14 protein-coding genes are annotated in these 20,554 nt (G+C 72.5%); 8 read left to right on the top strand and 6 right to left on the bottom strand.

The genetic code is table 11. The features are described 5' to 3' along the window. Positions 1 to 148: 148 nt before the first annotated feature. Complete coding sequence (locus AES38_RS07935; RefSeq protein WP_053774512.1) at positions 149 to 2,227, top strand: DNA gyrase/topoisomerase IV subunit B; 2,079 nt, start codon at positions 149 to 151, stop codon at positions 2,225 to 2,227. A 76-nt stretch (positions 2,228 to 2,303) separates the two neighbouring features. Here the strand turns inward: AES38_RS07935 and AES38_RS07940 are convergent, their stop codons facing one another. Continuing rightward, complete coding sequence (locus AES38_RS07940) at positions 2,304 to 4,850, bottom strand: DNA gyrase/topoisomerase IV subunit A (protein WP_053774513.1); 2,547 nt, start codon at positions 4,848 to 4,850, stop codon at positions 2,304 to 2,306. A gap of 84 nt (positions 4,851 to 4,934) precedes the next feature. Between AES38_RS07940 and AES38_RS07945 the strand changes: the two genes are divergently transcribed. After that, positions 4,935 to 6,074, top strand: a complete 1,140-nt coding sequence (locus tag AES38_RS07945) for an alkaline phosphatase family protein (protein WP_053774514.1) — start codon at positions 4,935 to 4,937, stop codon at positions 6,072 to 6,074. A gap of 59 nt (positions 6,075 to 6,133) precedes the next feature. On the opposite strand, the gene sepH is transcribed toward AES38_RS07945, so the two are convergent. Then, on the bottom strand, positions 6,134 to 7,336 hold the full coding sequence (gene sepH, locus AES38_RS07950; RefSeq protein ID WP_053774515.1) for a septation protein SepH: 1,203 nt from the start codon (positions 7,334 to 7,336) through the stop codon (positions 6,134 to 6,136). Positions 7,337 to 7,661: 325 nt separating this feature from the next. Between sepH and AES38_RS07955 the strand changes: the two genes are divergently transcribed. Continuing rightward, positions 7,662 to 7,955, top strand: coding sequence for a DUF4193 domain-containing protein (locus AES38_RS07955; RefSeq protein WP_012038342.1), 294 nt, complete (start codon positions 7,662 to 7,664; stop codon positions 7,953 to 7,955). 49 nt (positions 7,956 to 8,004) lie between these two features. On the opposite strand, the gene AES38_RS07960 is transcribed toward AES38_RS07955, so the two are convergent. Further along, on the bottom strand, positions 8,005 to 8,454 hold the full coding sequence (locus tag AES38_RS07960; protein WP_053774516.1) for a DUF3093 domain-containing protein: 450 nt from the start codon (positions 8,452 to 8,454) through the stop codon (positions 8,005 to 8,007). A gap of 38 nt (positions 8,455 to 8,492) precedes the next feature. Here AES38_RS07960 and dut point away from each other — a divergent pair, with 38 nt between their 5' ends. From dut to dxs, 5 genes are all read left to right on the top strand, one after another. Beyond that, the gene (dut, locus tag AES38_RS07965) at positions 8,493 to 8,963 is read left to right on the top strand and encodes a dUTP diphosphatase (protein ID WP_053774517.1); all 471 of its coding nucleotides are present in this window, start codon (positions 8,493 to 8,495) and stop codon (positions 8,961 to 8,963) included. Beyond that, positions 8,960 to 9,652: a DUF3710 domain-containing protein gene (locus AES38_RS07970; protein WP_053774518.1), complete on the top strand. Its 693-nt coding sequence runs from the start codon at positions 8,960 to 8,962 to the stop codon at positions 9,650 to 9,652. The genes dut and AES38_RS07970 overlap by 4 nt, the downstream gene beginning before the upstream one ends. A 44-nt stretch (positions 9,653 to 9,696) precedes the next feature. Continuing rightward, positions 9,697 to 10,437, top strand: coding sequence for a DUF3159 domain-containing protein (locus AES38_RS07975; protein ID WP_072174626.1), 741 nt, complete (start codon positions 9,697 to 9,699; stop codon positions 10,435 to 10,437). A 221-nt stretch (positions 10,438 to 10,658) separates the two neighbouring features. Continuing rightward, positions 10,659 to 13,472: an aconitate hydratase AcnA gene (acnA, locus tag AES38_RS07980; RefSeq protein WP_053774520.1), complete on the top strand. Its 2,814-nt coding sequence runs from the start codon at positions 10,659 to 10,661 to the stop codon at positions 13,470 to 13,472. Between the two features lie 114 nt (positions 13,473 to 13,586). After that, positions 13,587 to 15,539 (top strand): 1-deoxy-D-xylulose-5-phosphate synthase, encoded by a 1,953-nt coding sequence (gene dxs / locus AES38_RS07985; protein WP_053774521.1) that lies wholly within the window; start codon positions 13,587 to 13,589, stop codon positions 15,537 to 15,539. Between the two features lie 58 nt (positions 15,540 to 15,597). Here dxs and AES38_RS07990 read toward each other — a convergent pair whose 3' ends face one another. The 3 genes from AES38_RS07990 to AES38_RS08000 all read right to left on the bottom strand — a co-directional run bounded on the left by AES38_RS07990 (position 15,598) and on the right by AES38_RS08000 (position 20,248). After that, on the bottom strand, positions 15,598 to 17,727 hold the full coding sequence (locus tag AES38_RS07990) for a 3-hydroxyacyl-CoA dehydrogenase NAD-binding domain-containing protein (protein WP_053774522.1): 2,130 nt from the start codon (positions 17,725 to 17,727) through the stop codon (positions 15,598 to 15,600). Then, positions 17,724 to 18,935: a thiolase family protein gene (locus tag AES38_RS07995; protein ID WP_053774523.1), complete on the bottom strand. Its 1,212-nt coding sequence runs from the start codon at positions 18,933 to 18,935 to the stop codon at positions 17,724 to 17,726. Before AES38_RS07995 ends, AES38_RS07990 begins: the two co-directional genes overlap by 4 nt. 71 nt (positions 18,936 to 19,006) lie before the next feature. After that, positions 19,007 to 20,248 (bottom strand): ribonuclease D, encoded by a 1,242-nt coding sequence (locus AES38_RS08000; protein ID WP_371259393.1) that lies wholly within the window; start codon positions 20,246 to 20,248, stop codon positions 19,007 to 19,009. Between the last annotated feature and the right edge of the window lie 306 nt (positions 20,249 to 20,554).

The raw sequence follows: 20,554 nt of genomic DNA on the forward strand, positions 1-20,554 counted from the left end.
CGGGTGCCGACCCGTGCGCGGCCCTCCGTTTCGCTCTGCGCGTAGGCGCGGACCGGGACGGCGGGTCGGAGGGGGAGGCACCGAGTGGCGGTTAAGATCGACACCGGCTCGCGTCCGGCGAACGCCGGACGCACATGGAGGACAGCACGTGGCAGCATCCGATTATTCCGCCCGCCATCTCTCCGTCCTCGAGGGTCTCGAGGCGGTGCGCAAGCGGCCCGGCATGTACATCGGGTCCACCGACTCCCGCGGTCTCATGCACTGCCTGTGGGAGATCATCGACAACAGCGTGGACGAGGCGCTGGGCGGACACGGCGACCGCATCGACGTGCGCCTGCACCCGGACGGCAGCGTCGAGGTCCGCGACACCGCACGCGGCGTGCCGGTCGACATCGAGCCGAAGACCGGGCTGTCGGGCGTCGAGGTCGTGTTCACCAAGCTGCACGCCGGAGGCAAGTTCGGGTCGGGGTCGTACGCGTCCTCGGGCGGCCTGCACGGCGTGGGAGCCTCCGTCGTGAACGCCCTCTCGGAGCGCCTCGACGTCGAGGTCGACCGCGGCGGCAGGACGTACGCCATGTCCTTCCGTCGCGGCGAGCCCGGCATATTCGACGACCAGGGCGACGCCAGCCCGGACGCCCCCTTCCGCCCGTTCACGTCGGGCAGCGAGCTGCGCGTCGTCGGCAAGGTGCGCAAGGGCGTCACCGGCACGCGCATCCGCTACTGGGCCGATCGGCAGATCTTCACCCGCGGCGCGTCGTTCCTCACGGAGGAGCTGCTCGGGCGGGCCCGGCAGACGGCGTTCCTCGTCCCCGGCCTCAGCATCGACATCGAGGACCTCCGCGGCGAGCAGCCGGTGCGCGAGTCGTTCCGCTTCGACGGCGGCATCGCCGAGTTCGTCGACCACCTCGCGCTCGACGCGCCGCTCACCGACACGTGGCGGCTCGAGGGATCCGGCTCCTTCACGGAGACCGTGCCCGTCCTCACCGACGGCGGGGCCATGGTCCCGACCGAGCTCACGCGCGAGTGCGCCGTCGACATCGCCCTCCGCTGGGGCACCGGGTACGACACGCGCTTCAAGTCGTTCGTCAACATCATCGCGACGCCCAAGGGCGGCACCCACCAGGCCGGGTTCGAGGCGGGGCTCCTCAAGTTCGTGCGCGCGCAGGTCGAGGCCAACGCCCGGAAGCTCAAGGTCGGCACCGACAAGCTCGAGAAGGACGACGTGCTCGCGGGCCTCACGGCCGTGCTGACGGTGCGCTTCCCGGAGCCGCAGTTCGAGGGCCAGACCAAGGAGGTGCTCGGCACGCCGGCCGTCCGCGCCATCGTGTCGCAGGTCGTGCAGAAGGCGATGGCCGAGCGCTTCGAGTCCACCCGGCGCGAGGACAAGGCGCAGACCGCCGTGCTCCTGGAGAAGGTCGTGGGCGAGATGAAGTCCCGCATCTCGGCGCGCACGCACAAGGAGACGCAGCGCCGCAAGAACGCGCTCGAGAGCTCGTCGCTGCCGGCCAAGCTGGTGGACTGCCGGTCGAACGACGTCGCGAACAGCGAGCTGTTCATCGTGGAGGGGGACTCCGCGCTCGGCACGGCGAAGCTCGCGCGCGACAGCGAGTACCAGGCGCTCCTGCCCATCCGCGGGAAGATCCTCAACGTGCAGAAGGCGTCGCTCCCCGACATGCTGTCGAACGCCGAGTGCGCCTCGATCATCCAGGTGCTGGGCGCCGGATCCGGTCGCACCTTCGACCTCTCCGCCGCCCGCTACGGGAAGATCATCATCATGAGCGACGCCGACGTGGACGGCGCCCACATCCGCACGCTCCTGCTCACGCTCCTGTTCCGCTACATGCGGCCCATGATCGACGAGGGCCGGGTCTTCGCCGCCGTGCCGCCGCTGCACCGCGTCGTGGTCATGAACCCGGGGTCGAAGCCCAATGACGTGATCTACACGTACTCGGAGCGCGAGCTCGCGGCCGTGCTGGCGCAGGCGAAGCGGCAGGGCAAGCGCTACCAGGATCCCATCCAGCGCTACAAGGGCCTGGGCGAGATGGACGCCGACCAGCTCGCGACCACCACGATGGACCGCCGCAACCGCACGCTCCGGCGCGTGCGCGTGGAGAAGGCCGAGGCGGCCGCGCGGATGTTCGAGCTGCTCATGGGCAACGACGTCGCGCCGCGCAAGGAGTTCATCATCGACGGCGCCGGCACCGTGCGGGACCGCATCGACGTGTGACGCGCCGCCCGCACGAGGCGGGACGACGACGGCCGCGGACCCGAGGGTCCGCGGCCGTCGTCGTCCGGGCAGGGTCCTACGTCTCGAGCGGCGCCGAGCCGTCCTCGGCAGGGGACTCGACCACGCCGACTGCGGCGCCGGACGCGGCGTCGGGCGCATCCGCCGGCGTGACCGCCTGGCCGACGCCGCCGATGGCCTTCTCGAGCGGGATGCCGGATCCGTCGCGCTTCATGCCCGTGGGCGGGAGCTGGCGCACCTCGCCCGCGGGGCCGACGGCCAGCGCCGGGCCGGGACCGACCCAGGCGAGGGCGAGGTGGTCCTCGCCCTTGAGGTACGCGTGCGCCCGGACGCCGCCGGTGGCGCGGCCCTTGCGCGGGAAGTCGCCGAACGCGGACACCTTGGCGCGGCCGGGGTCCACGCCCGTGATGGTCGCCGACGACGCGGAGATCGTGACGACCTCGGCACCCTCCGGCGCGACGGAGGAGAAGAAGAGGACGCGCGCGCCCGCGCCGAGGTTGACGCCGGCGACGCCGCCCGCCTGGATCCCCTGGGGCCGCACGGAGACGGCGGGGAAGTGCAGCAGCTGCGCCTCGCTCGTGACGAAGACGAGCTCGTCCGTCTCCGCGCCCTGGCGTGCGCCGACGACCTCGTCGCCCTTCTTGAGCGCGATGACCTCGAACTCGGGCTTCGCGGGCAGCGACGACGGGGCGACGCGCTTCACGACGCCCTGGCGCGTGCCGAGGGCGATGGCCTCCTCGGTGCCGAGCGCCACGAGCGCCACCACGCGCTCCTTCCTGTCCGTCAGCCCGAGGTAGTCGCGGATCCGCACGCCGGCACCCAGCTGCACGCTCGCGACCGGGACGACCGGCAGGTCGACGGGCGTCATGGTGATGAGGCGGCCGGTGCTGGTGATCGCGCCGATGCGGGTGCGGCTCGTGGTCTCGATGGCCGTGAGGACCGCGTCGTGCGAGCTGCGGCGGACGGTCTGCAGGGGCGTGCCCGGCGCGTCCGTCGGCAGGTCGACGCGGACCGCGCGGCCCGTGGTGGACAGCAGCACGCGGCACGGCACGTCGGCGATCTCCAGCACGGGCGCGGAGCGCCTGCTCGACGCCCCCGCGACGCTCGGCGCGGCCTCGGTGAGCAGCGTGCGCCGCGGCGTGCCGAAGCGGTCGGCGACCTCCTGCAGCTCGCTCGAGACGAGGGCACGGAGTCGGCGGGGGTCGGCGAGGATCGCCTCGAGCTCCGCGATCTCGGCCTGCAGCCGATCGCGCTCCTCCTCCAGCTCGATGCGGCTGAACCGCGTGAGCCGACGGAGACGCAGCTCCAGGATGTAGTCGGCCTGCAGCGTCGAGAGGTCGAACACCTCCATGAGGCGGGCGCGCGCCTGCTCCGTGTCGTCGCTGCCGCGGATGACCTGGATGACCTCGTCGATGTCGAGGATCGCGATGAGGAGGCCGAGCACGAGGTGCAGCCGCTCCTGCTTGCGCGCGAGCCGGTAGCGCGTGCGGCGGGTGACGACGTCGAGCCGGTGGGCCACGTAGACCTGCAGCAGCTCCTTGAGCCCGAGCGTCTGCGGGCTGCCGTCGACGAGCGCCACGTTGTTGATGCTGAAGCCGTCCTCCAGCGGGGTGTAGCGGTACAGCTGCTCGAGCACCGCCTCGGGATTGAAGCCCGTCTTGATCTCGATGACGAGCCGGAGCCCGTGCGTGCGGTCCGTGAGGTCCGTGACGTTCGTGATCCCGGACAGCTTCTTGTTCTGGACGCCGTCCTTGATCTTCTCGATGACCTTCTCCGGCCCCACGAGGTACGGCAGCTCGGTGACCACGAGCCCCGACTTCCGCGGCGTGAGGCTCTCGACGGAGACGCGCGCCCGGGTCTTGAAGCTGCCGCGGCCCGTGAGGTAGGCGTCCTTGACGCCCGACAGGCCGATGATCGTGCCGCCCGTCGGCAGGTCCGGCCCCGGCACGAACGCCATCAGGTCGTCGAGCGTGGCGTCGGGGTGGTCGATGAGGTGACGCGCGGCGCCCACGACCTCGATGAGGTTGTGGGGGACCATGTTCGTCGCCATGCCGACCGCGATGCCGCTCGCGCCGTTGACGAGGAGGTTCGGGAAGGCAGCCGGCAGCACGGCCGGCTGCATGAAGGCGTTGTCGTAGTTGGGCACGAAGTCGACGACGTCCTCGTCGAGGCCCTCGACCGTCGCGAGCGCGGACGCGGCGAGCCGCGCCTCCGTGTAGCGGGGCGCTGCCGGTCCGTCGTCGAGCGACCCGAAGTTGCCGTGCCCGTCGATGAGCGGCACGCGCAGGGTGAACGGCTGCGCCATGCGGACCATGGCGTCGTAGATGGCGGAGTCGCCGTGCGGGTGGAGCTTGCCCATCACCTCGCCCGTGACGCGCGCGCTCTTCACGTGGCCGCGGTCGGGACGCAGGCCCATCTCGCTCATCTGGTAGAGGATCCGGCGCTGCACGGGCTTGAGGCCGTCGCGGGCGTCGGGCAGGGCGCGGGAGTAGATGACCGAGTAGGCGTACTCGAGGAACGAGTTCTCCATCTCGGTGGAGACGTCGACGTCCTCGATCCGCTCGGCGGGCTCGTCGGGCGTGGTGTTCGTGGTGGAGGGACTCATGGACTCTCTGGGTCGGGATCGGCGCTGCGTCGATCGGCGTCGTGACGCGGATGCGCGCCGGGCTGCTGTGGCAGACTGGGCCGGATGGCCCCCATGCTACCGGCGCCCGGATCCGGCCGGATGAGCCTCACCGCGGTCATGCCGGGTTGCCTCGCCGCCCTCGCGGGGGAGGAGTCCGAGTCCGGCCTGCCGCCCGTGGACCGCGCGGTCGTCGTCCTCGTCGACGGCCTCGGCTCCGCCGCGCTGCGTGCCCGGGCGGGCCACGCGCGGCACCTGGTCCAGGGCTGGCGCAAGAAGGACGTCGTCGACGTGGGGTTCCCCACCACGACGGCGGCGAGCATCACGTCGCTCACCACGGGCGTCCGCGCGGGCGAGCACGGCCTCGTGGGCTACAGCGCCCTGGATCCCGCGCACGACCGGGTGCTCAAGCTCCTCTCCGGGTGGGATGCGCGGAGCGTCCCGGAGGAGTGGCAGCCCGTGCCCACCGTCTTCGAGCGCGCCACGGCCGCGGGCGTGCCCGCCTTCGTGGTCGGCTCGGCCCGGTACGCCGGATCCGGCTTCTCCCGCGCCGCGCTCCGCGGCGCGACGTTCGTCGCCGCCGAGTCCATCGCCGACCGGTTCGCGACGACCCGCGCGCTGCTCGACCGCATGCCGCGCGCGCTCGTCTACCTCTACGTCCCCGAGCTCGACCAGACCGCGCACGCGCACGGCTGGCAGTCGGACCGCTGGCTGCGCGCGCTCGAGGAGCTGGACGCCGCCGCCGGGTCCTTCCTCGCCCGCCTCGGGCCCCGCGAGGGTGCGCTCATCACGGCCGACCACGGCATCGTCGACGTTCCCGCCGAGTCCCAGGTGCTGTTCGACCGGGTGCCGGAGCTCGTCGCGGGCGTGCGGCACGTCGCGGGGGAGCCGCGCTGCCTGCACCTGCACCTCGAGCCGGGCACGGACGCGGATGCCCTCGCCGACGCGTGGCGCGCCTCCGAGGGGACGCGCGCGCACGTCGCGACCCGGGCCGAGGCGGTCGCCGCCGACTGGTACGGACCCCTGCGACCCGGCGTCGAGGAGCGGATCGGCGACGTCGTCGTCGCGACCCGCGCCCTCATCGCCTACTACGACGGCCGGCCCCGGGACCAGGGCGCCCGGCGCATGGTCGGCCAGCACGGGTCCTTCTCGGACGAGGAGCGCCTGGTGCCCCTCATCCGCGCGGGCGCCTTCGCGCGCGGCTGACGCGCCCCGACTCGTCCACGGGGACGCCGGCGCGAGCCTCGGGGCTCGCGGGACGCGGATCAGGCCAGGTGGTCGTCGTCGCTGCGCGCGCCGAACACGATCTCGTCCCAGCTCGGCATGGCCGTCCGGCCCCGTCGACCCGAGGGCTTGGCGGATCCGCGCCCCTCGCCGGAGCCGGGCGTGCGCAGGCCCTCGTCCTCGGACTCGTCGCGCGGCCGGTCGCGACCCGTGTCGACGCGGCCGATGCCGGGGATCACCGCGGAGCGCAGGGGCGGCACCGAACGCTGACCGCCGCGGGGGCGGGACAGCGGCTCGTCCCGCCGGGCGGCGGGAGCGGCCGAGGGAGCGGGAGCGTCCTCGACGGCGCCGTCTCCCTCGTCCTCCCGCGGGACGGACTCGCGCTCGCCCCGGCGACGCCGCAGGGCCTCGAGGAGGTCCGCGGTCTCGTTCAGCTCGACCTGCGCGACGCGCGCCGGCTGCTGGCTCCCGGCCGGGTGGTTGCCCTGCCGGCCGAGGTGCGACACGGATGCGCCCTCGTCACGACGCGGGGCCTCCCACGCCTGCGGCGCCGTGTCCTCGGTGGCCGACGCGGCCGGCTCGGGCAGGCGGAAGGCGCCGCTGTCGAAGCGCGTCACGCCGTCCTCCTGATGGGTGTCCGCCGCCTCGGGCGGCAGGGCGCGGAGGCGCGGGATGAGCGCCCCGCGGATCTCGCCCTGCTGCGAGAGCGTGATCGCCTCGTTGTTCGCGGGGGAGAGTGCGTGCTTCTTGGCGTCGTAGGACCAGCGGGCGTCGTGGTCGATGTCCTCGCTCGTGAAGGCGACCTTCACGACCCAGCCGCCGAGCTGCTCCTTCCAGCTGCTCCAGCGCACGTCGCGCGCGCCGAGCGACTCGAGGCGCTCCTCGATGACCTGCCCGAAGAGCGTGCCCTGGCCCATGGGATCCACCTCGATGGCGGTGTGCACGGGCACCTTCATGGCGCTGCGGACGACGTGCTCGCGCTCGGCGACGACGGGTCCCTCGAACTTGCGGACGTACTCGACGGACGCGCCGGTCTCCCGCGCGACGTCCTCGGCGCTCATGCCCTGCCGGATGAAGGACTGGATGATGCGCGGGGCGGCCTTGCGCGTGGCGCCGTTGCCGTCGGACTGGCGGCGCAGCGCCTGGCGGAAGGAGTCGTCCATCACGAGGCGGTGCCGTTCACCGCCCGCGGTCTCCACGACGAGGGCGCCGTCCTCGACTCCGACGATCTTCAGATCCTGCATGTGTTCCACGCCTCTCGCGCTCACTGGACGATTCACGATGACACGAGTCGGCCCCTCTTCCGGGGAATACGCGTGGCGCGCCGCGACTTGGATCCGACGAGAGCGTCGGGAGGCGGGATCACGGCCCCGCGCGGCACTCAGTTAGTGCGCGAACGGTGTACCGTGTGAGTCCGCATCCGCGGCCCGGTGACGGGCCGGCTCCGCGCATCCAAACCGCCGATCAGGGCCCCCGAGAGAGCCCTTCGGACGGTTTGCTATCCGGGTGCGATTCATGCAAACTGTGCCCGCCGATTCCGTTCGGCGGTTATTCGAGAAGTGGACAGGAATGGCAACTGATTACGACGCCCCGCGCAAGACGGAGGACGACTCCGACTCGATCGAGGCTCTCAAGGAGCGCGTCCCGGACCGCATGTCCGGGGTCGTGGACGTCGACGATGCCGACAACCCCGGGAGCTTCGACCTCGCCGGAGCCGACCTCTCCGACCTCGAGCTCGAGACGGTCGTCCTCCCGCCCCAGGCCGACGAGTTCACCTGCGTGAGCTGCTTCCTCGTGAAGCACCGCTCGCAGATCGACCACCAGGAGAAGCTCGGCCCCATCTGCCAGGAGTGCGCCGCCTAAGGGCGACGCCGGGCGAGAGCCCCTCGGAGGCCCCGCGCCTCCCCGCACGTCATGATCGCCGCGATCCTCGGATCGCGGCGATCAGTCGTTCCGGGGTCCGCGTGGACAGCAGCCAGTACGGTGCCGGGTCCGAGGCGTCCAGGAGCGGCACCTTGACCACCGGATCCACCCACCCGCGGATGACGAGGTGCGCCCGCGCGTGCAGCCGGGTGCCGCGCTCGGCGGTCGCCTCCGCGCCGCGGAAGCCCTCCGGCTCGCCCAGCTGGTCGATCTCGATCGACGCGCGTCCCGCCCGCAGCCGCCCGTCGACCACCTCGATGACCGGGCTCGTCAGCACCAGCGTCGCGACGACGCCCGCGTAGAGGACGATCGCGACGACCACGCCGGCCAGCACGCTGATGGGGAGGAACACGAGCAGGCTCGCGGGGATGACGAGGGCGGTGGCGACGAAGAGCCAGGGAGCCGGCCACAGCCGCTCCCTGTGGGGGGACGCTTGCATGCGCCTATTCGATCAGATTCCTGCACTAGCCTCTGACCGTGCCCGATCCCGTCGACGTCCTCATCGCGGGCGACGCCCCGATCCCGGCCTACGCGCATCCCGGTGACGCCGGCGCCGACCTCGTGAGCGCCGAGTCCCTCCGGCTCGAGCCCGGGCAGAGGGCCACCGTCGGCACCGGCGTCTCGATCGCCCTCCCCGACGGCTACGCCGCGTTCGTGATGCCCCGCAGCGGCCTCGCCGCGCGCCACGGCATCACGATCGTGAACGCCCCCGGCACCGTCGACGCGGGGTACCGCGGCGAGATCCGGGTCACCCTCCTCAACACCGACGCCGAGGCCGCGTACGATGTCGCGGTCGGCGATCGCATCGCGCAGGTCGTCGTCATGCCGGTCAGCCGGGTGCGCTTCGTGCCCGTCGAGAAGCTGCCCGGGAGCCACCGCGGCACGGGGGGCTTCGGCTCCACGGGCACCGGCGCCCTCCCCGCCCGAGATCCAGGAGACCTGACATGACCGACGAGAACGCGAACCAGCCGGACGACGCCGCCGTCGCGGACGACGCCGAGCACGTCCTGGACGCCAAGTCCGCGCCCGACGACCGCGCCGACGAGGGTCCCCTCGACGAGACCGAGGCGAACCCCGTCCGCCCGTACGTCGACCTGGGCGGGATCAAGATCCTCCCGCGCGAGGGCCTCCACCTCCGCCTCGAGGTCGCCGAGGGCACGCAGCAGGTCGTCGCCGTCGGCCTCGACTTCGCCGAGTCCAGCCTGCAGGTGCAGCCGTTCGCGGCGCCGCGCTCGAGCGGGCTGTGGCACGAGATCCGCACCACCATCGGCGAGCAGATCCAGCGCCAGGGCGGCACCACGCGCCTGGCCGACGGCCCCTTCGGACCCGAGCTCCACGCGGTGATCCCGGTCGTCCCGCAGCAGGGGCAGCCCGCGGCGACGACGCGCGAGGCCCGCTTCATCGGCGTCGACGGACCGCGCTGGTTCCTGCGCGGCGTCATCACCGGCCGCGCCGTGTCCGACCCCGAGGCCGCCGCGGCCGTCGAGGACCTGTTCCGCAGCGTCGTCGTGGTGCGCGGATCCTCCCCGATGCCGCCGCGCGACCTCATCCCGCTGAAGATGCCCGCCGCGCAGGTCGGCACCACCCCGGGTGCGGCTCCCGCCGGCGAGAGCCCGGCACCCGCGCTGGGCGCCTGAGCGTGACGGGGGAGGGGCCTCGCGGGCACGATCCGGCTCGTGACATGAGCGGCGAGCACACCGCGCCCTCCGCCGACGCGCCTCGCGTGCCCGCGCCGGGGGAGGCCATCGGGGCGAGCATGGCGCAGGCCGCCGAGCGCGCCGGCCTCGGCCAGGCCGCTCGCGGCGAGGCGATGACCGCGTCCGCCCTCCTCACCGCCATGGGCGGCGTCCGCGGCGTGCTCGAGGCCATCGTGCCGGGGCTCCTCTTCCTCGTGGCGTTCACCCTCACGCGCGACATCGTGCTCTCGGTCGCGGTGCCCGTCGCGGTGGCGGTCGTCGCCGTGGTCGCGCGGCTCGTCCAGCGCTCCGCCGTGGCACCCGCGGTGGGAGGGCTCGTCGGGATCGTGATCTCCGCCCTCCTGGCGCTGCGCTCGGGGGAGGGTCGCGACTTCTACGCGCTCGGCCTCTGGACCAACGGCGCCTACTTCGCGGTGCTGCTCGTCTCCGTGGTCGTCGGCTGGCCGCTCGTCGGCGTCGCGGTCGGCTTCCTCATGGGCGACGGCACGGCGTGGCGCCGGGATCGCCGGAAGGCGCGGGCGCTCCGCCTCCTCACGCTCGTCTGGGTCGGCTTCTTCGCGCTCCGGCTCGCGGTGCAGCTCCCGCTCTACCTCGCGGACGCGATCGACGCGCTCGGCGTCGCGCGCCTCGTGATGGGGACGCCGCTCTACGGCGTGCTGCTCGTGCTGTCCTGGCTATTCGTGCGCGCCGTCTACGCGAAGGACCCCGCGGCGCCCGCCGCCTGACCCTCGGCTCCCACGGGGCGTCCGACCGGGCGCGCCGCGACGGTGCGGCCGCCGCCGCGATGGTAGATTCATCTCGACGTCGAGATACATCGGCGCCGTCCCGCCTCGCGCCGGGGTGCCCGATCAGGGTCGCCTTACTGGACCCGGCCGCGGTGGGCGACCAAGATCGGATGACGGGCGGAATCGACTTCCGCGCCCATCCAGCGAGGGAAGAGGGCCACGTGTCTGCAATCAACAGCTTCGGCGCGAAGGACACACTCCGCGTCGGGGACACCGACTACGAGATCTACCGCATCGACACCGTGGCGGGCCACGAGCGTCTCCCGTTCAGCCTGAAGGTGCTGCTCGAGAACCTGCTCCGCACCGAGGACGGCAAGAACGTCACCGGCAGCCAGATCAGCGCCCTCGGCGACTGGGCGCCCGACGCCGAGCCCGACACCGAGATCCAGTTCACGCCCGCGCGCGTCGTGATGCAGGACTTCACGGGCGTCCCCTGCATCGTCGACCTCGCCACCATGCGCGAGGCCGTCGGCGAGCTGGGCGGCGACCCGACCCGGATCAACCCGCTGGCGCCCGCCGAGCTCGTGATCGACCACTCGGTCATCGCCGACCTCTTCGGCTCCGAGGACGCGCTCGAGCGCAACGTCGACATCGAGTACGAGCGCAACGGCGAGCGGTACCAGTTCCTCCGCTGGGGCCAGACGGCGTTCGAGGACTTCAAGGTCGTCCCGCCCGGCACGGGCATCGTCCACCAGGTCAACATCGAGCACCTCGCCCGCGTCACCATGACGCGCGAGGTCGGCGGCGTCCTGCAGGCCTACCCCGACACCTGCGTCGGCACCGACTCGCACACCACCATGGTCAACGGCCTGGGCGTGCTCGGCTGGGGCGTCGGCGGCATCGAGGCCGAGGCGGCCATGCTCGGCCAGCCGGTCTCGATGCTCATCCCCAAGGTCGTCGGCTTCAAGCTCTCCGGCGAGATCCCCACGGGCGTCACCGCGACCGACGTGGTCCTCACCATCACGCAGATGCTGCGCAAGCACGGCGTGGTCGGCAAGTTCGTGGAGTTCTACGGGACCGGCGTCGGCGCCGTGCCCCTCGCCAACCGCGCCACCATCGGCAACATGAGCCCCGAGTTCGGCTCCACCGCCGCGGTGTTCCCCATCGACGACGTCACCCTCGAGTACCTGCGCCTCACCGGCCGCAGCGAGGAGCAGGTCGCGCTCGTCGAGGCGTACGCCAAGGAGCAGGGCCTCTGGCACGACGCGGACGTCGAGCCGTCGTTCAGCGAGTACCTCGAGCTCGACCTCTCCACCGTCGTGCCCTCCATCGCCGGCCCGAAGCGCCCGCAGGACCGCATCGAGCTGACCGACGCGAAGTCGCAGTTCGAGCGCGACCTCAACGACTACGCGAAGGTCGACCACGACATCGTCGACCTCGCGTCGGCGATGAGCTTCCCGGCGTCCGACCCGGGCGAGCTGCAGCCGGAGGACGAGCACTCCATGCACGAGACGCACCACGCGTCGAACAGTCCGGCCAGCGTCACGAAGCCCACGCGCGTCACGCTCGAGGACGGGCGCGACTTCACGCTCGACCACGGCGCCGTCGCCATCGCGGCGATCACCTCGTGCACCAACACGTCGAACCCGTCGGTCATGCTCGCGGCCGGGCTGCTCGCCCGCAATGCCAGCAAGAAGGGCCTCAAGGCCAAGCCGTGGGTGAAGACCACCCTGGCGCCCGGATCCAAGGTCGTCACGGACTACTACGAGAAGTCCGGCCTCACGACGTACCTCGAGGACCTCGGCTTCTACACGGTCGGCTACGGCTGCACCACCTGCATCGGCAACTCGGGCCCGCTGCTCGACGAGATCTCCACCGCGGTGCAGGACAACGACCTCGCCGTCACGGCCGTCCTCTCGGGCAACCGCAACTTCGAGGGCCGCATCAACCCCGACGTGAAGATGAACTACCTCGCGAGCCCGCCGCTCGTGATCGCCTACGCGCTGGCCGGGTCGATGAACTTCGACTTCGACGCCGACGCGCTCGGCACCGACACCGAGGGCAACGAGGTGTTCCTCAAGGACATCTGGCCCGACGCGGCCGAGGTCCAGTCGACCATCGACAGCTCCATCGACACGGGCATGTTCGCGAACCAGTACGCCGGCGTCTTCGACGGCGACGAGCGCTGGCGCTCGCTCCCCACGCCGACGGGCGCGACGTTCGAGTGGGACGCGGAGTCCACCTACGTGCGGAAGCCCCCGTACTTCGAGGGCCTCACGATGGAGACCACGCCGGTCTCGGACATCCAGGGCGCCCGCGTGCTCGCCAAGCTCGGCGACTCGGTCACGACCGACCACATCAGCCCGGCCGGCTCGATCAAGGCGGACAGCCCCGCGGGCCGCTACCTCGACGAGCACGGCGTCGGCCGCAAGGACTACAACTCCTACGGCTCGCGCCGCGGCAACCACGAGGTCATGATCCGCGGCACGTTCGCGAACATCCGCCTCCGCAACCAGCTGCTCGACGGCGTGGAGGGCGGCTATACCCGCGACTTCACGCAGGAGGGCGGCCCGCAGTCGTTCATCTACGACGCGTCCGAGAACTACCAGGCGGCCGGCACCCCGCTCGTGATCCTCGGCGGCAAGGAGTACGGCTCCGGCTCGTCGCGCGACTGGGCGGCGAAGGGCACGAGCCTCCTGGGCGTCAAGGCGGTCATCACCGAGAGCTTCGAGCGGATCCACCGCTCCAACCTCATCGGCATGGGCGTCGTCCCGCTGCAGTTCCCGGCGGGGGAGTCCTGGGACTCCCTCGGGCTCGACGGCACCGAGGAGATCAGCATCTCCGGCCTCGAGGAGCTGAACGCGGGCACGACGCCGCGCACCGTGCGCGTGGTCGCCGCCCCCACCTCCGACTCGCCCGCGGGCAAGGAGACGGTGGAGTTCGACGCGGTCGTGCGCATCGACACCCCGGGCGAGGCGGACTACTACCGCAACGGCGGGATCCTGCAGTACGTGCTGCGCAGCCTGGTCGCGTAACAGGTACCTGAGGAGGCCGGACGGCGACGTCCGGCCTCCTTCGTGCATGCAGGGCCCTGCGTACACTCGATGAGGCGGGCGCCTGGACATGGGCCCCGATGGAAGGCGGTCAGCATGGGAATCCTCGAGACGATCACGGGACCCCGGGACCTCGACCGGCTGAGCCCCGAGCAGATGCTCGAGCTCGCCGCGGAGATCCGGCAGTTCCTCGTCGCGGAGGTCTCCAAGACGGGCGGCCACCTCGGACCCAACCTCGGCGTCGTCGAGACCACGCTCGCGATCCACCGGGTGTTCGACTCCCCCCGCGACCCCATCGTCTTCGACACGGGTCACCAGTCGTACGTGCACAAGCTGCTCACGGGCCGCCAGGACTTCTCCCGGCTCCGGGAGTCGGGCGGCCTCGCGGGCTACCCGCAGCGCTCCGAGTCCGAGCACGACATCGTCGAGAGCTCGCACGCGTCCAGCTCGCTGAGCTGGGCGGACGGGATCTCGCGCGCGTTCGAGATCACCGGCCAGGCGGACCGCCACGTGGTCGCGGTCGTGGGCGACGGGGCGCTCACCGGCGGCATGACGTGGGAGGCGCTCAACAACATCTCCGACGACAACACCAGGAAGCTCATCATCGTCGTCAACGACAACGGGCGGTCCTACGCGCCGACGATCGGCGGCATGGCGCGGTTCCTCAACACCGTGCGGACGCGCCGCTCCTACCGCGGGCTGTACGAGACAAGCCAGCGCGTGTTCGGCGTCTTCGGATCGCCCGGCGACAGCCTCTACCGCGGCCTGCGCGGCGGCCTCCACGGCTTCCTCACGCGGTTCACGGACAACGAGGCGCTGTACTCCAACCTGGACATCAAGTACCTGGGCCCCATCGACGGGCACGACCAGCAGGCGATGGAGGAGGCGCTCCAGCAGGCGCGGGACTACGGCGCGCCGGTCATCGTCCACGCCATCACGGAGAAGGGGCGGGGCTACGAGCCCGCCCGTCGGGACGTCGCCGACCAGTTCCACGCCGTGGGGCAGATCGACCCCGAGACCGGCGAGCCCATCGACCCGTCGCAGGCGGTGAGCTGGACGAGCGTGTTCGCGGACGAGATCCTCGCCCTCGCCGACGAGGATCCCCGCATCGTCGGCATCACCGCCGCCATGCTGCGCCCGGTGGGCCTGCACCGGTTCGCCGAGAAGCACCCCGAGCGCGTGCACGACGTCGGCATCGCCGAGCAGCACGCGGTGACGAGCGCGGCCGGTCTCGCGTACGGCGGGCTGCACCCCGTCGTCGCGCTCTACGCCACCTTCGTCAACCGGGCCTTCGACCAGGTGCTCATGGACGTGGCGCTGCACCGCGCGGGCGTGACCTTCGTGCTCGACCGCGCGGGGGTCACCGGCCCCGACGGCCCGAGCCACCACGGCATGTGGGACCTCGCGCTGCTGCAGATCGTGCCGCACATCCGCCTGAGCGCTCCGCGCGACGCGACGCGGCTCCGGGAGGAGCTGGGGGAGGCGGTGAAGGTCGACGACGCGCCCACCGTGGTCCGCTTCTCGAAGGGCAGCGTGGGCGACGAGATCGAGGCGATCCGCCGCCTCGACGACGGCGTCGACGTGCTGCACGAGTCGGCGTCGCACGACGTGCTCATCGTCACCGTCGGGCCCATGGCCGCCATGGGCATCCAGGTCGCCGAGCGCCTCGCCGCGCAGGGCATCGGCGCGACCGTGGTGGATCCGCGCTGGGTCGTCCCCGTGCCGCGCAGCGTCGTCGAGCTCGGCGGCACCCACCGCCTCGTCGTCACCATCGAGGACGGCGTGGTCGTCGGCGGGATCGGCACGCGCATCCGCCAGGACCTGCGCGAGGCCGGCATCGACACGGGCGTCACCGAGCTGGGCCTGCCCGACGAGTTCCTCGACCACGCCTCGCGCTCCGAGATCCTCGAGCGCGTCGGGCTCACGCCGCAGCACATCGCCCGCGACGTGGTCGCCCAGGTGCTCGGCAGCCGCGTGCCGTCGGCGCGGCCGCTGCCGGAGGACGCCGACCGCGTCTCCATCGCGCACGAGGACGACACGCAGGCGTAGCCGCCCACGACGAAGGGCCCGGCCATGGCGGCCGGGCCCTTCGTCGTGCGGTGGATCCCTACGCGACGCCGCGGATCACCGGGTGGTGGAACGTGTCGCCGAAGGCGCGCTCGCTCGCCCCGACCCGGTCGAGGTACGGCGTGAGGCCGCCCATCTGGAACGGGTAGCCCGCGCCGAGGATGAGGCAGAGGTCGATGTCCTCAGCCGCGTGCACGACGTCGTCCTGGAGCATGCGGTGCACCTCGTCCGCGAGGCCCGTCTCGACCCGCTCGCGGATCTCCTCGGCCGTCATGGGCGACTTCCCGCCCTTGACGATGCGCACGGCCTCCTTGTCGAAGCCCGTGGGACGACCCTTGGCGTCGCGCGCGTAGATGCGCCCGAGGTCCGCCAGCCGGTGCAGGTTGGGGCTCTCGAAGAAGCGGTCGGGGAACGCCGCGTGATGCGTGTCGAGCACGTGCGCGCCGACCTTGAGGCCGACGAGCTCGAGCAGCTCGAACGGCGTCATCGGCAGCCCGAACGGCGCGAGCGACCGGTCGACGACCTCGAAGGGCGTGCCCGTGTCGACCGCGTGCATGGCCTCGCCGAGCACCTTGGCGAGGATCCGGTTCACGACGAAGCCGGGGGTGTCGCGCGTGATGACCGCGTTCTTCTTGAGCTTCCGGGCGACCTGCATCGCCGTCGAGAGCGTCGCGTCGGTGGTCTGCGGCGTGCGGACGACCTCGATGAGCGGCATGACCGCGACGGGGTTGAAGAAGTGGAAGCCCACGACGCGCTCCGGGTGCTGCAGGCGCTCCGCGATGCGCTCCACCGACAGGCTGGACGTGTTCGTCGCGAGGATCGCCGTCTCGGATACGTGCTGCTCGATCTCCGCGAAGACCGCCTGCTTGACGCCCAGCTCCTCGAACACGGCCTCGATGACCCAGTCCGCGTCCGCGAAGTCGGCCTTGTCGGTCGTGCCCGTGACGAGCGCGGTGAGGCGGTTCGCCTCGTCGGGGGAGATGCGCCCCTTCTCGGCGAGCTTCCGGATCTCGCCGTGGATGCCCGCGACGCCGGCGTCGACGCGCGCCTGGTCGAGGTCGGTGATCACCACGGGCACCTGGAGGCGGCGCACGAACAGCAGCGCGAACTGCGACGCCATCAGACCGGCGCCCACGACGCCGACCTTGGTGACGGGCCGGGCGAGGTCCTTGTCCGGCGCGCCGGCGGGGCGCTTCGCGCGCTTCTGCACGAGGTCGAACGCGTAGATGCTCGCGCGGAACTGGTCGCCGGAGATGAGGTCGGCGAGGGCCTCGTCCTCGGCGGCGAAGCCCTCCTCGCGCGTGCTGCGCTTGGCGGCCTGCAGCAGGTCGAGGGCGCGGTACGGCGAGAGCGCGACGGTGCCGATCCGCTGCTCGAGCGACTTCCGGGCGATGCCGATCGCGACGTCCCACTTGGCGAGGCGCTCCAGCCGGCCGGGCGCGTTCGGGCGCTTCACCTCGATCGCGCCGGAGATGACGCCGTCGGCCCAGCGGATCGACTGCTCGAGGAACGACGCGGACGGGAACGACGCGTCGGCGATGCCGAGCTCCATGACGTCCGCCGCCTTCAGCGTGCGGTTGTTCTTCAGCGGGTTCTCGATGACCACCTTGAGGGCGTTCTCGATGCCGATGAGGTTCGGCAGCAGCCACGCGCCGCCCCAGCCGGGGATGATCCCGAGGAAGACCTCGGGCAGCGCGACGGCCGGCACGGACTCGTCGACCGTGCGGTAGTCGGAGTTGAGCCCGATCTCGAGCCCGCCGCCGAGGGCCAGCCCGTTGATGAAGGTGAACGACGGCACGCCCAGGCGGTGCAGCCGGCCGAGCGTGTCGTGCCCGAGCTGCGCCATCTGGCGCCCGACCTCGCGGCTGGGGATCTCGCCGACCTTGCTGAGGTCGGCGCCCGCGGCGAGGATGAACGGCTTGCCGGTGATCGCGACACCGCGGATGTCCCCGGCGGCGGCGCGCGCGGTGAGGCGGTCGAGCACGTCGGCGAGCTCGAGCAGCGTGGCCGGGCCGAGCGTGGACGGCCGGGTGTGGTCGCGCCCGTTGTCGAGCGTCACGAGCGCGAGGACGCCGCCCGAGGGCAGCGGCACGTCGCGGACGTGCGAGTGGGTGACGACCTCGTCGGGGTCGAGCGCCACGAGCTCCCGGAAGCGGCTGGTGTCGGTCACTTGTTCCCCTTCTTCCTCTTGCCCGTGTAGTGCGGGTTCTCCCAGATGACGCTGCCGCCCTGGCCGAGGCCGACGCACATCGCCGTGAGGCCGTAGCGGACCTCGGGGTGCTGCTCGAACTGGCGCGCGAGCTGGTTCATCAGGCGGACGCCGCTCGACGCGAGCGGGTGGCCGACGGCGATCGCCCCGCCGTACTCGTTGACGCGCGGGTCGTCGTCGTCGATGCCGAAGTGGTCCAGCAGGCTGAGCACCTGGATGGCGAACGCCTCGTTGAGCTCGAAGAGCCCGATGTCGTCGATCGTGAGGCCGGCCTTCCGGAGCGCCTTCTCGGTGCTCGGCACGGGGCCGATGCCCATGATCTCCGGCTCGACGCCGGCGAACGCGAACGACACCAGGGTCATCTTCGGCGTGAGGCCGAGCTCCTTCACCGCGTCGCCGCTCGCGAGAAGGGCCGCGGTGGCGCCGTCGTTGAGGCCCGACGAGTTGCCGGCCGTGACGCGGCCGTGCGGGCGGAACGGCGTGCGGAGCCCCGCGAGGCCCTCGAGCGTGGTCTCGGGGCGCATCGCCTCGTCGCGCGTGGCGAGGCCCCAGCCCTCCTCCGAGCGGGTGGCGACGGGCACGAGGTCCGGCTGGATGTCGCCGTTGGCGTAGGCGATCGCCGTCTTCTGCTGGCTGGCGAGGGCGTAGCGGTCGGCGCGCTCACGGGTGAGGGCGGGGAAGCGGTCGTGGATCCGCTCGGCCGTGTTGCCCATGTTGAGGGCGTCCTGGCTCACGAGGCGCTCCGCGAGGAAGCGGGGGTTCGGGTCCGCGTCGAAGCCCATCGGGTGGCGGCCCATGTGCTCGACGCCGCCCGCGATGGCGAGGTCGTAGGCGCCGAACGCGATGCCGCCCGCGGTGGCGGTGACGCTCGTCATGGCCCCCGCGCACATCCGGTCGATGGCGAAGCCGGGGACGGACCGGGGGAGCCCGGCGAGGAGCGCGGCCGTGCGGCCGAGGGTGAGGCCCTGGTCGCCCGTCTGCGTCGTGGCGGCGATGGCCACCTCGTCGATCCGGTCCTTCGGCACCTGCGGGTTCCGCTCGAGCAACCCGATCATGGCCTTGACCACCAGGTCGTCGGCGCGGGTCCGCCAGTACATGCCCTTCTCACCCGCTCGTCCGAACGGGGTGCGGACCCCGTCCACGAAATGGACTTCGGCTCTCTCGACCACTGACGCCTCCTCGCATCGATTTCCCCCACCCTAGGGAGACGCCGGTGGCGAGCCGAATCCGTTGACTGTTCCTACGAGGCGCCGTCGTCGGTCGCGTCGTCGGCTTGGTCCGCATCGACAAAGGCCGAGGCCACGGGAGCGGCGGTCGCCTCGATCTGCCAGGGGCGCGCGCCCCAGGAGGCGAGCGCCTCCGCGACGGCCTCGGGCGCGAGGTCGGCGGGCGGCGTCCACGCCACCCGGCGGAGGACCTCCGGGGTGAGGAGGTTCTCCTGCGGGACGCCCATCGAGGTCGCGACCTCCTGGACGACGACGCGGGCGCGCTTCAGGCGGCGGTCGGCGGCGGGGTCCTTGTCGGCCCAGGCCTTCGGCGGCGGCATCGTCTCGCCCGTGCCGCGCAGCTGCGGGAACTCGGTGGCCGCGAGGCCGCGCTCGACGGCGGCCCACCAGCGGTCGATCTCGCTGCGGCTCGCGCGGCCCGAGAACTCCCGGACCGCGGCCAGATCGCGCTTGGACTGCGGCAGGACGCGCGCGACGGCGACGAGCGAGCCGTCGGGGACGAGACGGCCGGGGCTCGTGTCGACCTCGCGCGCGTACGCGTCGCGGGCCTCCCACAGCTCCTTCGCGACCGCGAGGTTGCGACCGCCGCGGACGCCGTGCAGGCCGCTGAGGCGGCGCCACGGCTCGACGCGCGCGGGCTTCGCCTCCTTGGCGATGGTCGCCTGGAACTCCTGCTCGGCGATCGAGGTCTTGCCCTGCTCCTCGAGCCGACGGGCGATCTCGTCGCGCACGTCCACGAGCAGCTCCACGTCGAGCGCGGCGTAGACGAGCCAGGCGCGGGGGAGCGGACGGGTGGACCAGTCGGCGGCCGAGTGCTCCTTGGCCAGGTGGATCCCGAGCAGCTCCTCCACGACGGTGCCGAGTCCCACACGGGGGAGCCCGAGCAGGCGCGAGGCGAGCTCGGTGTCGAAGATGCGCCGCGGGTCGAGGCCCACCTCGCGCAGGCACGCGAGGTCCTGGCTGGCGGCGTGCAGGACCCACTCGACGTCGCGGATCACCGCATCGAGCTCCGAGAAGTCGCCGACCGCGGGCGGGTCGAAGAGGAACGTGCCGGCGCCGCGGCGGAAGACCTGGATGAGGTAGGCGCGCTGGCTGTAGCGGAAGCCGGACGCGCGCTCGGCGTCGACGGCGATGGGTCCGATGCCGGCGGCGATGGCCTCCACGGCGCGGAGGTACTCGTCGCGCGTGTCGATGACGGTGAGGTCGCCGGTGGCGGCCGCCTCGCGGAGGGCGGGCCGCGCGGGGACGTCCGGCAGGACGGCCTGGGCGGCCGGCGTGGCCTCCGCGGCGGGAGCGGTCGCCCGCCGGCGGCGGCTCGGGCGACGGTCGGCGTCGGGGGAGTCCGGCCGCGCGGCCGACGCGACGGGGGCGTCCGCGTCGTCCGGGGCCGCCTCGGGCGCGGCACGTCGTGTGCGCGCCCGGTTCCGCGCGACCACGGCGTCCGTGGCGGTGGATCCGGGGACGTCGGAGAAGAGCGACGCGCCCATGGCCGGACGGCCGAGCGGCGCGGCCGGAGGGGTCGCGGCGGCGGGGTCGGGGACCGCAGCCGCGGACTCGGGGTC

Source organism: Clavibacter capsici, assembly GCF_001280205.1.
Lineage (GTDB): Bacteria > Actinomycetota > Actinomycetes > Actinomycetales > Microbacteriaceae > Clavibacter > Clavibacter capsici.

Coding starts and splice junctions, on each gene's coding strand:
- AES38_RS07940 (WP_053774513.1), bottom strand. CDS start 4,850: ATGAGTCCCTCCACCACGAACACCACGCCCGACGAGCCCGCCGAGCGG.
- dxs (WP_053774521.1), top strand. CDS start 13,587: ATGGGAATCCTCGAGACGATCACGGGACCCCGGGACCTCGACCGGCTG.
- sepH (WP_053774515.1), bottom strand. CDS start 7,336: ATGCAGGATCTGAAGATCGTCGGAGTCGAGGACGGCGCCCTCGTCGTG.
- AES38_RS07955 (WP_012038342.1), top strand. CDS start 7,662: ATGGCAACTGATTACGACGCCCCGCGCAAGACGGAGGACGACTCCGAC.
- AES38_RS07975 (WP_072174626.1), top strand. CDS start 9,697: ATGAGCGGCGAGCACACCGCGCCCTCCGCCGACGCGCCTCGCGTGCCC.
- AES38_RS07945 (WP_053774514.1), top strand. CDS start 4,935: ATGGCCCCCATGCTACCGGCGCCCGGATCCGGCCGGATGAGCCTCACC.
- AES38_RS07960 (WP_053774516.1), bottom strand. CDS start 8,454: ATGCAAGCGTCCCCCCACAGGGAGCGGCTGTGGCCGGCTCCCTGGCTC.
- AES38_RS07970 (WP_053774518.1), top strand. CDS start 8,960: ATGACCGACGAGAACGCGAACCAGCCGGACGACGCCGCCGTCGCGGAC.